Origin of the sequence: Marinicauda salina (assembly GCF_003122085.1) — a bacterium.
Lineage (GTDB): Bacteria > Pseudomonadota > Alphaproteobacteria > Caulobacterales > Maricaulaceae > Maricicauda_A > Maricicauda_A salina.
This window is the reverse complement of the sequence record NZ_QEXV01000003.1, coordinates 413709-426871: the sequence shown is the minus strand read 5'-3', so window position 1 is coordinate 426871 and position 13163 is coordinate 413709. Positions and strand designations below refer to the sequence as shown.

Sequence of the window (13163 nt, the reverse complement as noted above, 5' to 3'; positions counted from 1 at the left end):
GATCAGGCCGCGTCGCCGGCGGGCAGCACGCCCTTGTCGCTGAGGAAGGTCCTCAGTTCGCCGCTCTCGAACATCTCCTTGACGATGTCGCAGCCGCCGACGAACTCGCCCTTCACGTAGAGCTGGGGAATGGTCGGCCAGTCCGAATAGCTCTTGACGCCCTGGCGGACGGCGTCGTCCTCGAGCACGTTGACCGCGGCGTACTCGACGCCGAGATGCTCAAGCACGCGCGAGACGACCGAGGAGAAGCCGCATTGCGGGAAGACCGGCGTGCCCTTCATGAAGAGCACGACGTCGTTCTCGGTCACGGCCTTCTTGATGTCTTCAAGGGTGGCGGCGTCAGTCATGGTGTCTCGCCTTTTTGCGAACCGGTCTCACTGAGCTAGGCGTCGCGAGCGCTCCGGTCAAGGCGCCCGGGTCTCGAGCGCCAGCGCGTGCAGCTCGCCGCCCATCCGGTCGCCGAGCGCGGCGTAGACCTTCTGATGCTGCTTGACCTTGGGCAGGCCGCGGAAGCTCTCGGCGACGACGACGGCCTTGTAATGATCGCCGTCGCCGGCGAGATCGACGATCTCCACCTCGGCGTCGGGAATCCCCTGCTTGATCAGGTCGGTGATGGAATCGGCGGTCATCGGCATCGGCGCGTCTCCGGGCTGGCTGACCCTGACCTATATGAAACGGCGGCCGAGGCGAACCCCGGGCGTGTCCTGCGGGCGACAGCGCGAACGGGATCGCCGAACATTTTCGCAAAAATGAACATCGTTCACTTTTCGAACGGCGGTCATCACGCTAAACCCTGTGAGCGCCCCGCTCATGTGGGGCGCAGTCATATTCAAGGAGAATGAGATGTCCATCGGCTTCCTCCCCAAGATCGCAGCTCTGTCCGTCGCGGCGAGCCTGACCGCGGCCGCTGGCGCGCAGGCGCAAGAGTGCCCGGCCGAGCCGGCCTTCGTCGCCGAGCGCACCGCGGATCGCGACGTCAGCGCGTCGGCGACCCGCGTCGACCGCGGCGACTGGCGCGCCGCGGCGCACTTCGCCCGCGAGGCGCTCGAGGGCGGTCCCGCCCGCGACGAGGGCGCAGCCAACGTCAATCTGTGCGCGGCGCTCGCCAATGGCGGCGCGCGCGGCGACGTCGTGGAAGTCTGCGACGCCGCCGTCGCGACCAGCCAGGACGTCTGGCGGGCCCACACCAATCGCGGCGCGGCGCGATGGCTGGACGGCGACCGGGCCGGCGCGGCGAGCGATTTCGCCCGCGCCGCCGAGCTGGCGCCCGGCGAAGCCGCCGTCGCGCACAACCAGGCGCTCGCCGCCTGCTCGGCCTGAACCGACATCGCCATTGGGAAATTCGGGCCGGGGCGGCTGCGCCCCGGCCTTTTTTCTATGAATGGATAGGAGGTTAAACTCCCAAATTGACACCGATAGGTATCAGAGTGTAGCGTCTGGGTATCGAATTCGTTTGATATCGGAGCTGCGCCAATGTCCATTTTCAATCCGCGGAACCCGGCCGAAGCCACAGACGGCGTGGCCACCCTGACAGCGGCCGGAACGGCCGTGGTCGCATTCATCTTCTCGCTCAATGTGGCTGAGGATTTCATCTCCTCGGCGTCCGGCGACCTCATCAAATATTTGCAGATCGGCGGGGCGGCATTGATCGTGACGGTCTTTGCGCCGCTTCTGATCAATCTGAAAATTCGGGGCGGCAAGCCGGCTGGCCGCGGGTCGAGCGGGGGGTATCTCAGCGCGCTGTTCCGTCAGGCCGCGCTGACCGCGTTTTCGCTGATGGTCGCGTTTCTCGTCGGGTTGAGCATCATGGATCGAACCGTGTTGTCGCGTCTTTCCGCTGAGTCGACGGTGGACCTCATCATCACCTTCGCATTGGCGATGTTTGCGCTCTCCTTCTTCATCATCAATCGGTTCGGGATGGTTGGCGAGGACGTCGGGGGCGAGGCGTGAGCGCGCCGCTCAGCAACCGCATTCGCGTGCTGCGCGCTGAACACGGAATCAGCCAGACCGAGCTCGCCGAAGCGATCGGCGTTTCACGCAAGACGATCAGCACGATCGAGGTGGGCCGGTTCACGCCCTCCACCGTGATCGCATTGAAGATCGCACGATATTTCGACGTGCCGGTCGAGGCGGTGTTCCGGCTTAAGTATGAGACTGGCGCCGGTTCAGAGCGTGAGTCCTCAACGACCGCCTGATTGGGTCAAGCCGCGCGTTCGTCGTCGATGTCGGCCATGAGCGCGGGCATCCAGCCCTCGCTGGCCTGTCGAAGGCGCTCCACCATCACCGCATGGCCGCCGTTGACGGTGATCTCCGCGCCGCCGGCGAGACCGACGACCGTCGCGGAAACGCCGGCCGTTTTCGCATTGGCCACGATCGCCTCGGCGGTCTTCGGCTCGGCGGCGATGAGATAGCGGGCCTGGTCCTCGCCGAACAGCCAGGCCGTCAGCGGAATCTCGCCGTCATGGGCGAGCTTGGCGCCGACATCGGACGCCATCGCGATCTCCGCGACCGCGCAGGCGAGCCCGCCGTCGGAGAGGTCGTGGACGGTGCGCGCGCGTCCTGCGCGGATCTCGGTGCGGACAAAGTCGCCGTTGCGCTTCTCCGCGGCGAGGTCGACATGGGGCGGCGCGCCGTCCTCGCTGTTCTCGACATGGCGCATGAACAGGCCGGCGCCGAGCTCGCCGCGGGTCTCGCCGACGAGCACCAGCACGTCGCCCTCGCGCATGGTCCCGAAGCCGGCGCGGGCGCGGACATCCTCGATCAGGCCGACGGCGCCGACGGCCGGGGTGGGCGGGATCGCGCGGCCCTCGGTCTCGTTGTAGAGCGAGACATTGCCCGACACGACGGGGAAGGAAAGCGCGGCGCACGCCTCGGCCATGCCGTCGATGCAGCCGACGAACTGGCCCATCACCTCGGGACGCTCGGGATTGCCGAAATTCAGACAGTCGGTGATCGCGATCGGCTCGGCGCCGACCGCGGTGAGATTGCGCCAGGCCTCGGCGACGGCCTGCCGGCCGCCCTCGACGGGATCGGCGGCGCAGTAGCGCGGCGTGCAGTCCGTCGTGATCGCCAGCGCCTTGTCCGTTCCGTGGACGCGCACGATGGCCGCGTCGGCGGGATCCTCGGAGGAGGCGACCGTGTCGGCCATGACGTGGCGGTCGTACTGGCTCCAGATCCAGCGCTTGGAGGCCATGTCGGGCGAGCCGACGAGGCGGGCGAGGATGTCGCCGAAATGTTCGGGCGCGCGGATGCGGCTCGCGTCGATGCGTGCGCGCGCTTCGGGCGGATGCCAGGGCCGGTCGTATTTCGGCGCCTGCTCGCCGATCGGATCGAGCGGCAGGTCGCAGACCGTCTCGCCCTGGTGGGTCAGCACGAGCCGGCCGGTGTCGGTGGTCCGCCCGATCGTGGCGACGTCGAGATCCCACTTCCTGAAGATGCGCTCGGCGACCGGCTCGGCGCCGGGCTTGAGGATGATCAGCATGCGCTCCTGGGATTCGGAGAGCATCATCTCGTAGGCGCTCATGCCGGTTTCGCGCTGGGGCACGTGGTCGAGATCGAGCTCGATGCCGAGCCCGCCCGACGAGGCCATCTCCACCGACGAGGAGGTCAGACCCGCCGCGCCCATGTCCTGGATGGCGCTGATCGCGTCCTCGGCCATCAGCTCGAGACAGGCCTCGATCAGCTTCTTCTCGGTGAACGGGTCGCCGACCTGCACCGTCGGGCGCTTCTCCTCGGAGGCCTCGTCGAACTCGGCCGAGGCCATGGTCGCGCCGTGAATGCCGTCGCGTCCGGTCTTGGCGCCGACATAGAGCACCGGGAAACCGGCCTCCTTCGCCGCGGCGGTGAAGACCTTGTCCTTCTCCGCGATCCCCACGGCCATCGCGTTGACGAGGATGTTGGCGTTGTAGCCGGCGTCGAAATTGGTCTCGCCGCCGACCGTGGGCACGCCGACGCAATTGCCGTAGCCGCCGATGCCGGCTGCGACGCCGGAGACGAGCCGGCGCGTCTTGGGATGATCCGGCGCGCCGAAGCGCAGCGCGTTCATCAGCGCCACGGGCCGCGCGCCCATCGTGAAGACGTCGCGCAGGATGCCGCCCACCCCGGTCGCCGCGCCCTGGTAGGGCTCGATGAAGCTCGGATGGTTGTGGCTTTCCATCTTGAACACGGCGACCTGGCCGTCGCCGATATCGACCACGCCGGCGTTCTCGCCGGGCCCGTAGACGACGCGCTCGCCCTCGGTGGGGAACTTCCGCAGGTGGAGCCGCGAGGACTTGTAGGAGCAGTGCTCCGACCACATCACCGAGAAGATGCCCAGCTCGACCGGATTGGGCGGCCGGCCCAGCTCGCGCAGGATGGTGTCGTACTCCTCGGCGGTGACGTGCTCGAGGGCGATCTCCTCGGTGATCCCGGGGGCGTAGCGTTCGGCGTCGCTCATGAGGTCGCTCCCAGCACGCTTTCGAACAGGGCGCGGCCGTCGACCCCGCCATGGACGGGATCCACCGCGCGCTCGGGGTGGGGCATCATGCCCAGCACGTTGCCGGCCTCGTTGGCGATTCCGGCGATGTCGCGGGCCGATCCGTTGGGATTGGCCTGATAGCGGAACAGGATCCGGCCCTCGGCCTCGAGCCGGTCGAGGGTGGCGTCGTCGGCGAAGTAATTGCCGTCATGGTGGGCGACCGGGATGACGATGTCGCGATCGTCGCCGTAGGCGCGCGTGAAGCGCGAATTCGTCGTCTCGACATGCAGCGGCGTCTTCTCGCACACGAAGCGCAGGCCGGCGTTGCGCATCAGCGCGCCCGGCAGCAGGCCGGCCTCGATGAGGATCTGCCAGCCATTGCACACGCCGAGCACGGGCACGCCCGCCTCGGCCTTGCGCTTGAGGTCGGAAACGATCGGCGATCGCGCCGCGATCGCGCCGGCGCGCAGATAGTCGCCATAGGAGAACCCGCCCGGCGCGACGACGAAGTCGAGCCCGTCAGGCAGCGCGCTCTCCTCGTGCCAGACCATGTGCGGGGCGGTCCCGGTGACGGTCTCGAGCGCGACGGCGGCGTCGCGATCACAGTTCGAGCCGGGAAAGACGATGACGGCGGTTTTCATGCGGCGGGACCGGCTCAGGCGCTCAATTCGATGTCGTAGTTCTCGATGACGGGGTTGGCGAGCAGCTGCTTGCACATGTCGTCGACCCGGCGCTGCGCCTCCTCGGCGTCGGCGGTGTCGAGATCGATCTCGATGAGCTTGCCCTGGCGGGCGTCGGACACCTCGTCGAAGCCGAGATGCTTCAGCGAGTGGGCGACCGCCTGACCCTGGGGATCGAGCACGCCGGGTTTGAGGAAGATGTGCACGCGCGCTTTCATGAGGCCGCCTCGTCCATTCCGTTGCCCTGGCCGGCTTCCTTCATGATTCCCAGCCGGCGCGCCACTTCGGCGTACGCCTCGGTGACGCCGCCGAGATCGCGGCGGAAGCGGTCCTTGTCCATCACCTCATTGCTCTCGAGGTCCCACAGCCGGCAGCTGTCCGGGCTGATCTCGTCGGCGAGCACCACGCGGACCATGTCGTTCTGGTCGTAGAGCCGGCCGAATTCGAGCTTGAAGTCGACGAGCCGGATGCCGGCGCCGGCGAACAGGCCCGACACGATGTCGTTGACCCTCAGCGCCATGGCGATCATGTCGTCGATCTCCTGGGTGGTCGCCCAGTTGAACGCGGTGATGTGCTCCTCGGCGACCATCGGATCGCCGAGCTCGTCGCTCTTGTAGTAGAACTCGACGATCGAGCGGGGCAGGGCCTCGCCTTCCTCCAGCCCGAAGCGCTTGGCGATCGAGCCCGCCGCCACGTTGCGCACCACGACCTCGAGCGGGATGATCTCGACCTCGCGGATGAGCTGCTCGCGCATGTTCAGCCGCCGGATGAAGTGCGTCGGCACGCTCATCCGGTTGAGGTGCTCCATGATGAACTCGGAGATGCGGTTGTTGAGCACCCCCTTGCCCTCGAGGATGGCGTGCTTCTGGTTGTTGAAGGCGGTGGCGTCGTCCTTGAAATACTGGACGAGCGTGCCCGGCTCGGGCCCCTCGTAGAGGATCTTGGCCTTGCCTTCGTAGAGTTTCTTCCGGCGGGACATGGGCGGACTGCGCTCCGGCTGGTGGCGGGCGCCGCAGAGCCTTCAGTCTGAAAGAGCGGTGCGGCGCGTCGGCCCGAGAAATGCGAAACGGCCCGTCGCTACGGGCCGCCGTCGGGCCGGGAACATAAGCGCTCGGGTTCGCGGCCGCAATATGACGACGTCGCCTGTGCGCGGTTCAGCGCGATTGATTCCCCCGCCCGCGCGGGATAACCAAAATGGACGGTTTGAATTCAGGAAAGGGCCGCCCCCGATGTCGAGTTTCGATGACCGCGAGAAAGCGTACGAGAGCAAGTACGCCCACGATCAGGAGCTTGAGTTCAAGGCCGTCGTGCGGCGCAACCGCATGCTGGGACTCTGGGCGGCCGAGCTCATGGGCATGACCGGCGACGACGCCGACGCGTACGCCAAGGAAGTGGTCAAGGCCGATTTCGAGGAAGTCGGCCACGAGGACGTCTTCCGCAAGATCCGCGGCGACTTCGACACCCGGGGCGTCGAGCAGTCCGACCATCAGATCCGTAACAAGATGGAGATGCTGCTCGAAAAGGCGCGCGAAGAGGTGCGCGCCGAGTAGGCCGATGACGGCCGCCGCGCCCGCGCCGTATTCGTTCCGCGACGATCCCGCCGTTCCCGATTTCCCCGACGATCGCGTCCTGCTCGTCGTCGACGGCGATTGCGCGCTGTGTTCCTGGGGCGCGCGGACGGTCGCGCGCGGCGATCCGGACGACCTGTTCCGGATCACGACCGTGCAGTCCGATCTGGGGGGCGCCCTGCTCGCCCATTACGGGATCGACGCCGGGGATCCCTGGACCTGGCTGGTCGTCGAGGACGGGATCGCGAAGACCTCCTCCGACGGCGTGATCGCGGTCGGCCGGCGCCTCGCCGGGTTCTGGGGCGTGCTGGCGCGGATCGCCGGCGTGTTCCCGAAATTCCTGCGCGAGCCGGTTTACCGATTCGTGGCGCGGCATCGCATTCGCGTCTTCGGCCCCGGCGATGTCTGCGCGCTTCCCGATCCCGCCCTCCGGCGCAGGCTCATCGACTAGAGCCCGAACTCGGCTCGCTGATCGATGATCGCCAGCGCGCGCTCGATCGCCGCGGCGATGTCGGTCTCGCCATGACGGATCGTGATCATCGCGAGCACGTCGCCCGCCTCGCGGTCGATCAACAGCATGTAGCCGGTCCCGCCGGCGTGGCGGTCGTAGATTTCCGCGACGCCTGCGGCGGCGGCCTGCTCGCGCAGACCTTCGCGGCGGCCCCACGTGAAGTCGAATCGCACGAACTCGACCGGGCGCTCGGCGAAGCGCGGCTCGACGGCGTCGATTCGCGGCTCAAGGATGCGGCAGGCGCCGCACCAGGCCGACCGGAAGGTCGCGGCGACGAGCCGGGGCTCGGCGTCCCCGGCGGCGTCCCCGGCGCGCGCGTTCGCGGGCGCGGTGATCATGACGGCGGCGATGAGGGCGAGAACGATGTGTCGCATTCGGGATCCGCTGGGTTTCGGCGTCGGCGCAGGCTAGGCGCTGCGAACGTCGTCGCGGAAGTCAGGCTTTCGTGAGCGCGGCGTCAGTCCTCGTCCTCGCGGCCCTTGAAGATCACGGTCTCCATGCGCCCGATCAGGGCGAGCACGATCAGCGCCAGCGCGACGGCGAGCGCGCCGAGCCCGAACGCGCCCGCGCCGAAGGCCACGCCCACCGCGCCGGCGAGCCAGAGCGCGGCGGCGGTCGTCACGCCGCGCACATCGGCGCCGGAGCGGATGATCGAGCCCGCCGCGATGAACGCGACGCCGGCGGTCACCGCCTCGATGACGCGGATCGGGTCGGCGCGCGCGGCGTCGCCGGCCACGGAGGCGGCTTCGGCGAGCGTGAACGCGATGAGCGTGAACAGGCAGGCGGCGAGGCTGACGAGCATGTTGGTGCGCAAGCCCGCGTTGCGCTCCGGCTTCTCGCGTTCGAAGCCGATCACGGCGCCGGCGACGGCCGCCAGCAGCAGGCGCAGGGCGCTGTCGGCGAAGCCGGCGGGCACGCCGGGTTGGGAAAGCCAGTCGGGCATCGGGCGCATCTCCTGGACGCGCTCATGGAGCCCGAAGCATTCCGGGCATGCAAGGCGTCGCGATCGACGGCCCGACGCGGATCAGCTGGTGGACGCCTCGTCGAGCACGCGCTCCAGGATACGGCCCATTGCCTCGCCATGATCGCGCGGGTCGATCCGCGAAACGATTTCGCCGGTGTCGGCGTCGCGGATCACCAGCATTTCCCGGCCCGCGGACGCCGATCGGCGCTCGCTGCAGCGCCCGGACCGGTTCTCGGCCAGAGCGGCGGTCCGGTGGAGGCGAGCCTCGGCCCCTATCTCTATGAGCTCGACGGTCTCGGCCGGTCCGGCTGCGGACGCAGCGGCCACCGCGGAGACGAGCAGGGCGTCCATCGTCGAGTCTCCCTGATGACGATCCGGTCATGGTGCGCCGATTGGCTGCCGAGTTCGAGCGCGACCGCGCGTTTTGGCCTCACGATCCCGTGATCGAATCTCGCGGTCCCGGGCGCTATGCGCCGAACACGCGGGCGAAGATCTGGTCGACATGCTTGAGGTGATACGCCTCGTCGAAACAGGCCTCGATCCGCTCATCAGGGAGCAGCGCGCTCACCTCGGGGTCGGCCTTGAGATGGTCGACCAGCGCGCCGCCTTCGTCCCAGGTCTTCATGCCGTTGCGCTGGACGAGGCGGTAGGCGTCCTCGCGGCTCGCCCCGGCCTGGGTCAGCGCCAGCAGCACGCGCTGGGAATTGTGGATGCCGCCATAGGCCTCGAGATTCTCCCGGCAGCGGTCCTCGTGGACGATCAGCTTCTCGATCATGCCCGCGGTGCGGTGCAGGGCGAAATCGAGATGGACATTGGCGTCCGGGCCGATGCCGCGCTCGACGGAGGAGTGCGAGATGTCGCGCTCGTGCCAGAGGGCGACGTTCTCCATGGCGGGCGTCACCGCCGAGCGCACCAGCCGGGCGAGCCCGGTGAGGTTCTCGGTGAGGATCGGGTTGCGCTTGTGCGGCATCGCCGAGGAGCCCTTCTGGCCCGGCGAGAAATACTCCTGCGCCTCGCGCACTTCCGACCGCTGGAGGTGGCGCACCTCGACGGCGATGTTCTCTATCGCCGAGGCGATCAGCCCCAGCGTCGCGAAATAATTGGCGTGCCGGTCGCGCGGGATGACCTGGGTCGAGACCGGCTCGACCGAGAGCCCCATCTTTTCGGCGACATGGGCCTCCACCGCCGGGTCGACATTCGCGAACGTGCCGACCGCGCCGGAGATGGCGCAGGTGGCGATCTCGTCGCGCGCGCGGGCCAGGCGCTCCCGATTGCGGGCGAACTCGGCGTAGAAGCGCGCGAACTTGAGCCCCATCGTCGTCGGCTCGGCGTGGATGCCGTGGCTGCGCCCGATGCAGACGGTGAGCTTGTGCTCGAGCGCGCGCTCTTTTAGCGCGGCGAGGACGCGGTCCATGCCCTCCAGCAGGAGATCGGCGCTGTCGCGCAACTGCACCGCCAGGCAGGTGTCGAGCACGTCCGACGAGGTCAGCCCCTGGTGGACGAAGCGCGCCTCCTCGCCGACATGCTCGGCGAGATGGGTGAGGAAGGCGATCACGTCGTGCTTCACCTCGCGCTCGATCTCGTCGATGCGCGCGATGTCGAACTCGACGTCCTTCGCCTTCCAGACCGCCTCGGCGGCCGATGGCGGCACGACGCCCAGCTCGGCGAGCTTGTCGGTGGCGTGGGCCTCGATCTCGAACCAGATGCGGTACTTGTTCTCGGGAGACCAGATGCCGGCCATTTCCGGCCGGGTGTAGCGAGGAATCATGGTTCGGCGGGGCTCGCTGTGTTCTCGGACGGGCGCGCGGCGACGGCTTCCAGAGCGACGCGCGCGCCCTCCTGGGGCAGGGCGGAGACGCCGACGACGGTGCGCGCCGGCGCGGCGGGTTGAAGGCGTGTGGCGAAGGCGCGCTGCCAGGCGCGGGTGAAACCCGACACGTCCAGGCGCCCGTCCTCCTCCACGATGTAGACGGTGACGTGAAGGACGTGCTCATAGCCGAGTCCCTCGTCCTGCAGCAACTCGCGCAGGAGCGTCAGGGCGGCGCCGGTCTGGCTCTCGACGTCGCCGATCGTCCGGCCGTCTTCGTTCGGCGGCGCCAGCACGGACGAGAAGTAGACCAGCCCGTCGGCCTCGCGCGCCGCGGAGAAGGGGCCCAGCGCGTCGCGCATGACGGGCGGCGCCGGCGCCGCGGGGGCGTCCGCAGCGTCGGCGGTCTCAGGCTCTGGCTCGGGCGAGCACGCCGCGAGGCTGGCTGCGAGCGCGATCGCACACGGGCTGATGAAGCTCGGTCGCATGGCGGGCCTCCCGGGGTCGTCGCATCGAAAACGCCCGAAAGCCCGCCCCGGGTCAAGCGACGAGCCGCGCGCCGGCCTCCCGGCGCATCGCCCAGCCGGCGGCGACGAACAGCGCCGCGCCGATGAAATATGTCGCGCTGCCGATGATCAGGCTGACGCGCAGCGCTTCGGCCGAGCCCAGGGACGGCGTGAGCATGGAGGAGGCCGATCCGACGAAGAGCGGGCCGAGGCCGAAGCCGATCAGGTTGTTGAAGAAGCCCATGATCGCCACGACCGAGGCGCGCGTCGCCGGGTTCGAGAGATTCTGCGACGCCGCCAGCGTCGGGCCGATCCAGACATAGCTCAGCATCGTCGGAACGATCAGGAACAGGACCGACGCCCCCGCGCTCGGCGCCATCAGCGCGGCGATGAGGAAGGGTCCCGCGATGAGCATCGCCGCGGCGGGGACGAGACCGTAGGCGGCGGAGTTCCGTGCGCCGAACCGGCTGGCCAGCCAGCCCCCGGCGATCGAGCCGATGATGCCGGTCAGGAAGATGGGTGCGAACAGCGTGCCCACCTGGTCGAGCGCCATGCCCTGGGTGCGGATGAGGAAGGAGGGCACCCACTGGTAGAGGCCGTAGCCGGCGAAAGAGATGAAGGCGGCCGCTGCGGTGAACAGGATGAGGCTGGGGCTGCCCGCGATCAGCTTTGCGGCATCGAGCGCCGCCGAGGGAGTCGTCGGACCCGTGTCGACATCCATGGCCCCGCGTTCCGGTTCCCGGACGACGACGAGCAGCAGCGCCGCCAGCGCCAGCCCCGGCAGGCCCAGCAGGACGAACGCCCAGCGCCAGCCGAGCGCGTCGGCGATGAGCGCGCCGAGCAGCGAGCCGGCCATCAGGCCGAGCGGTCCGCCGACGCTGAACACGCCGATCGCGAGCGCCCGGCGGTGCGGCGGGAAATAGTCCGATATCACCGAGTAGGACGGCGCCACGCCGCCCGCCTCGCCCGAGGCCACGCCGATGCGCGCGAGCGCCATGTGCACGAAGGTCGTCGCCGCCCCGGACAGCGCGGTGAACACGCTCCAGGTCGCGCAGGCCGCGGCGATCACGCGCACCCGGTTGGTGCGGTCGGCGATCCACGCCAGGGGCAGCCCGAGCGTGGCGTAGAAGATGGCGAACATGGTTCCGCCGAGCAGGCCGAGCTGCCAGTCGGCGAGATCGAGCGCGGCCCGAATCTCTTCCTGCAAGACGGCGAAAATCTGCCGGTCGAGGAAATTGACCAGGTAGACGAGGCCCAGCATGCCGAGCACGAGCCATGGCCCCCTGGCGGAAGCGGAGGCGGGCGATCCGACCTTGGTGTCGGCCATCAATCAGACTCCGGAAACCCTCGACGGGGAGAGGCGGGGGCGGTCGCGCCGACGCGCGTGATCACTGCATACGCTAATTCGCCGCGTTGAGAACCTCTGCGGCTGAAACGGGCTTCGTGCGATCCAGCGCCCGCGACCGATCGGGCAGGGGGTATTTCAGCCCGGCGCCGCAATTGAACAGGACGATGCGGGCGTCCTTCTCGAGCCGTCCGTCGGCGATGGCGGCTTCGGTCGCGGCGAGGGTCGCCGCGCCCTCGGGGCAGAGCAGCAGCCCGTCCTCGTCGCCGCACAGTCTGCGCGCGCGCTCGATATGCGCGTCGTCGACGGCGATGGCGAAGCCGCCGGACTCGCGGACCGCGCGCAGGATCAGGAAGTCGCCGATCGCCTTGGGCACGCGGATGCCGGCGGCGACGGTGCTTGCATCGATCCACTCCTCGGCGTGCTCGGCGCCGGCCTCGTAGGCCTTCACGATCGGCGCGCAGCCGGTCGCCTGCACGGCGATCATCGTCGGCCGCTCGGACCCGATCCAGCCGAGCCGCTCCATCTCGTCGAACGCCTTCCACATGCCGATCAGGCCCGTCCCGCCGCCGGTCGGGTAGACGATGGCGTCGGGCAGCTCCCAGTCCAGCTGGCCGGCGAGCTCGATCCCCATCGTCTTCTTGCCCTCGATCCGGTAGGGCTCCTTGAGCGTTGAGACGTCGAACCAGCCCGCCTCGTCCTTGAGGTCGCCGACGATCTTGCCGCACTGGTGGATGAGGCCGTTCACGCGGAAGACGTGTCCGCCCTGGGCGGCGATCTCGCGGACATTCACCTCGGGCGTGTCCTCGGGGCAGAAGGACCAGGTCTCCATGCCCGCGCGCGCGCCGTAGGCCGACAGCGCCGCGCCGGCGTTGCCGTTGGTGGGCATGGCCATGCGGTCGATTCCGAACGCCTTCGCCATCGCGACGGCCAGCGCCAGACCGCGCGCCTTGAAGCTGCCGGTGGGCAGGCGGCCCTCGTCCTTGACGATCAGCCGTCCCATCGCGCCGATCGCGCGCGCCGTCGCCGGCGTGTCGATCAGCGGCGTGTCGACCTCGCCGAGGCTCACGACGTCCTCGTCGCGCGCCACCGGCAGGAGCTCGCGCCATTTCCAGAAGCCGGGGTAGGCGACGGCGTCGCGCGCGGCGATCGCGTCGCGGTCGACCGCGGCCTTCATGGCGTCGAGATCGTAGCGCGCCAGCAGCGGCCAGCCTTCGGGCGAGAGGTTGTGCGCGCGGTCATTGGCGACCCGCTCGCCCGTCATCGAGCATTCCAGATGGGTGAAGAAATTCGCGGGCGTCTCGGCCATGTGAGATGGTTCCTCTC

18 protein-coding genes are annotated in these 13163 nt (G+C 68.9%); 5 read left to right on the top strand and 13 right to left on the bottom strand.

Annotated elements, in window-relative coordinates:
- Positions 1 to 2: 2 nt before the first annotated feature.
- Both grxD and DDZ18_RS07595 read right to left on the bottom strand, forming a co-directional pair.
- Positions 3 to 347 carry a Grx4 family monothiol glutaredoxin gene (gene grxD / locus DDZ18_RS07600; RefSeq protein ID WP_109252758.1) on the bottom strand — a complete coding sequence of 115 codons (345 nt, stop codon included), beginning with the start codon at positions 345 to 347 and terminating at the stop codon, positions 3 to 5.
- Between the two features lie 57 nt (positions 348 to 404).
- Entirely contained in the window at positions 405 to 635 is a 231-nt protein-coding gene (locus DDZ18_RS07595) for a BolA family protein (protein ID WP_109252757.1), read from the bottom strand.
- A 208-nt stretch (positions 636 to 843) separates the two neighbouring features.
- Between DDZ18_RS07595 and DDZ18_RS07590 the strand changes: the two genes are divergently transcribed.
- From DDZ18_RS07590 to DDZ18_RS07580, 3 genes are all read left to right on the top strand, one after another.
- On the top strand, positions 844 to 1320 hold the full coding sequence (locus tag DDZ18_RS07590) for a tetratricopeptide repeat protein (RefSeq protein ID WP_146190629.1): 477 nt from the start codon (positions 844 to 846) through the stop codon (positions 1318 to 1320).
- A gap of 153 nt (positions 1321 to 1473) precedes the next feature.
- The gene (locus tag DDZ18_RS07585) at positions 1474 to 1950 is read left to right on the top strand and encodes a hypothetical protein (protein ID WP_109252755.1); all 477 of its coding nucleotides are present in this window, start codon (positions 1474 to 1476) and stop codon (positions 1948 to 1950) included.
- A complete protein-coding gene (locus tag DDZ18_RS07580; RefSeq protein ID WP_109252754.1) occupies positions 1947 to 2195 on the top strand; it encodes a helix-turn-helix transcriptional regulator in 249 nt (82 codons plus the stop codon). Before DDZ18_RS07585 ends, DDZ18_RS07580 begins: the two co-directional genes overlap by 4 nt.
- 5 nt (positions 2196 to 2200) lie before the next feature.
- Here DDZ18_RS07580 and purL read toward each other — a convergent pair whose 3' ends face one another.
- From purL to purC, 4 genes are read right to left on the bottom strand one after another with little or no spacing between them, the layout of a single operon-like run.
- Positions 2201 to 4435 carry a phosphoribosylformylglycinamidine synthase subunit PurL gene (gene purL, locus DDZ18_RS07575; RefSeq protein WP_109252753.1) on the bottom strand — a complete coding sequence of 745 codons (2235 nt, stop codon included), beginning with the start codon at positions 4433 to 4435 and terminating at the stop codon, positions 2201 to 2203.
- Positions 4432 to 5097, bottom strand: coding sequence for a phosphoribosylformylglycinamidine synthase subunit PurQ (purQ, locus tag DDZ18_RS07570; protein WP_109252752.1), 666 nt, complete (start codon positions 5095 to 5097; stop codon positions 4432 to 4434). Before purQ ends, purL begins: the two co-directional genes overlap by 4 nt.
- Positions 5098 to 5111: 14 nt before the next feature.
- Positions 5112 to 5354 carry a phosphoribosylformylglycinamidine synthase subunit PurS gene (gene purS / locus DDZ18_RS07565; RefSeq protein ID WP_109252751.1) on the bottom strand — a complete coding sequence of 81 codons (243 nt, stop codon included), beginning with the start codon at positions 5352 to 5354 and terminating at the stop codon, positions 5112 to 5114.
- Positions 5351 to 6115, bottom strand: coding sequence for a phosphoribosylaminoimidazolesuccinocarboxamide synthase (gene purC / locus DDZ18_RS07560; protein WP_109252750.1), 765 nt, complete (start codon positions 6113 to 6115; stop codon positions 5351 to 5353). The genes purS and purC overlap by 4 nt, the downstream gene beginning before the upstream one ends.
- Before the next feature lie 250 nt (positions 6116 to 6365).
- Here purC and DDZ18_RS07555 point away from each other — a divergent pair, with 250 nt between their 5' ends.
- Positions 6366 to 6686 carry a DUF1476 domain-containing protein gene (locus tag DDZ18_RS07555; RefSeq protein WP_109252749.1) on the top strand — a complete coding sequence of 107 codons (321 nt, stop codon included), beginning with the start codon at positions 6366 to 6368 and terminating at the stop codon, positions 6684 to 6686.
- A 4-nt stretch (positions 6687 to 6690) separates the two neighbouring features.
- Positions 6691 to 7155 carry a thiol-disulfide oxidoreductase DCC family protein gene (locus DDZ18_RS07550; protein ID WP_109252748.1) on the top strand — a complete coding sequence of 155 codons (465 nt, stop codon included), beginning with the start codon at positions 6691 to 6693 and terminating at the stop codon, positions 7153 to 7155.
- Here the strand turns inward: DDZ18_RS07550 and DDZ18_RS07545 are convergent.
- The 7 genes from DDZ18_RS07545 to DDZ18_RS07515 all read right to left on the bottom strand — a co-directional run bounded on the left by DDZ18_RS07545 (position 7152) and on the right by DDZ18_RS07515 (position 13146).
- Positions 7152 to 7589, bottom strand: a complete 438-nt coding sequence (locus DDZ18_RS07545; RefSeq protein ID WP_109252747.1) for a thioredoxin domain-containing protein — start codon at positions 7587 to 7589, stop codon at positions 7152 to 7154. The genes DDZ18_RS07550 and DDZ18_RS07545 overlap by 4 nt on opposite strands.
- An 83-nt stretch (positions 7590 to 7672) precedes the next feature.
- Positions 7673 to 8158 carry an MgtC/SapB family protein gene (locus DDZ18_RS07540; protein ID WP_109252746.1) on the bottom strand — a complete coding sequence of 162 codons (486 nt, stop codon included), beginning with the start codon at positions 8156 to 8158 and terminating at the stop codon, positions 7673 to 7675.
- Positions 8159 to 8239: 81 nt separating this feature from the next.
- Positions 8240 to 8530 carry a hypothetical protein gene (locus DDZ18_RS07535; RefSeq protein ID WP_109252745.1) on the bottom strand — a complete coding sequence of 97 codons (291 nt, stop codon included), beginning with the start codon at positions 8528 to 8530 and terminating at the stop codon, positions 8240 to 8242.
- A 115-nt stretch (positions 8531 to 8645) separates the two neighbouring features.
- Complete coding sequence (gene purB, locus DDZ18_RS07530; protein ID WP_109252744.1) at positions 8646 to 9947, bottom strand: adenylosuccinate lyase; 1302 nt, start codon at positions 9945 to 9947, stop codon at positions 8646 to 8648.
- Positions 9944 to 10474: a RidA family protein gene (locus DDZ18_RS07525; RefSeq protein ID WP_109252743.1), complete on the bottom strand. Its 531-nt coding sequence runs from the start codon at positions 10472 to 10474 to the stop codon at positions 9944 to 9946. Before DDZ18_RS07525 ends, purB begins: the two co-directional genes overlap by 4 nt.
- A gap of 52 nt (positions 10475 to 10526) precedes the next feature.
- Complete coding sequence (locus tag DDZ18_RS07520; RefSeq protein ID WP_109252742.1) at positions 10527 to 11819, bottom strand: spinster family MFS transporter; 1293 nt, start codon at positions 11817 to 11819, stop codon at positions 10527 to 10529.
- 73 nt (positions 11820 to 11892) lie between these two features.
- The gene (locus tag DDZ18_RS07515; RefSeq protein ID WP_109252741.1) at positions 11893 to 13146 is read right to left on the bottom strand and encodes a threonine synthase; all 1254 of its coding nucleotides are present in this window, start codon (positions 13144 to 13146) and stop codon (positions 11893 to 11895) included.
- Between the last annotated feature and the right edge of the window lie 17 nt (positions 13147 to 13163).

What these genes read in the sequence shown, in the direction of transcription:
- grxD (WP_109252758.1), bottom strand. Translation starts at nt 347, where the DNA reads ATGACTGACGCCGCCACCCTTGAAGACATCAAGAAGGCCGTGACCGAG.
- DDZ18_RS07595 (WP_109252757.1), bottom strand. Translation starts at nt 635, where the DNA reads ATGCCGATGACCGCCGATTCCATCACCGACCTGATCAAGCAGGGGATT.
- DDZ18_RS07590 (WP_146190629.1), top strand. Translation starts at nt 844, where the DNA reads ATGTCCATCGGCTTCCTCCCCAAGATCGCAGCTCTGTCCGTCGCGGCG.
- DDZ18_RS07585 (WP_109252755.1), top strand. Translation starts at nt 1,474, where the DNA reads ATGTCCATTTTCAATCCGCGGAACCCGGCCGAAGCCACAGACGGCGTG.
- purL (WP_109252753.1), bottom strand. Translation starts at nt 4,435, where the DNA reads ATGAGCGACGCCGAACGCTACGCCCCCGGGATCACCGAGGAGATCGCC.
- purQ (WP_109252752.1), bottom strand. Translation starts at nt 5,097, where the DNA reads ATGAAAACCGCCGTCATCGTCTTTCCCGGCTCGAACTGTGATCGCGAC.
- purS (WP_109252751.1), bottom strand. Translation starts at nt 5,354, where the DNA reads ATGAAAGCGCGCGTGCACATCTTCCTCAAACCCGGCGTGCTCGATCCC.
- purC (WP_109252750.1), bottom strand. Translation starts at nt 6,115, where the DNA reads ATGTCCCGCCGGAAGAAACTCTACGAAGGCAAGGCCAAGATCCTCTAC.
- DDZ18_RS07555 (WP_109252749.1), top strand. Translation starts at nt 6,366, where the DNA reads ATGTCGAGTTTCGATGACCGCGAGAAAGCGTACGAGAGCAAGTACGCC.
- DDZ18_RS07550 (WP_109252748.1), top strand. Translation starts at nt 6,691, where the DNA reads ATGACGGCCGCCGCGCCCGCGCCGTATTCGTTCCGCGACGATCCCGCC.
- DDZ18_RS07545 (WP_109252747.1), bottom strand. Translation starts at nt 7,589, where the DNA reads ATGCGACACATCGTTCTCGCCCTCATCGCCGCCGTCATGATCACCGCG.
- DDZ18_RS07540 (WP_109252746.1), bottom strand. Translation starts at nt 8,158, where the DNA reads ATGCCCGACTGGCTTTCCCAACCCGGCGTGCCCGCCGGCTTCGCCGAC.
- DDZ18_RS07535 (WP_109252745.1), bottom strand. Translation starts at nt 8,530, where the DNA reads ATGGACGCCCTGCTCGTCTCCGCGGTGGCCGCTGCGTCCGCAGCCGGA.
- purB (WP_109252744.1), bottom strand. Translation starts at nt 9,947, where the DNA reads ATGATTCCTCGCTACACCCGGCCGGAAATGGCCGGCATCTGGTCTCCC.
- DDZ18_RS07525 (WP_109252743.1), bottom strand. Translation starts at nt 10,474, where the DNA reads ATGCGACCGAGCTTCATCAGCCCGTGTGCGATCGCGCTCGCAGCCAGC.
- DDZ18_RS07520 (WP_109252742.1), bottom strand. Translation starts at nt 11,819, where the DNA reads ATGGCCGACACCAAGGTCGGATCGCCCGCCTCCGCTTCCGCCAGGGGG.
- DDZ18_RS07515 (WP_109252741.1), bottom strand. Translation starts at nt 13,146, where the DNA reads ATGGCCGAGACGCCCGCGAATTTCTTCACCCATCTGGAATGCTCGATG.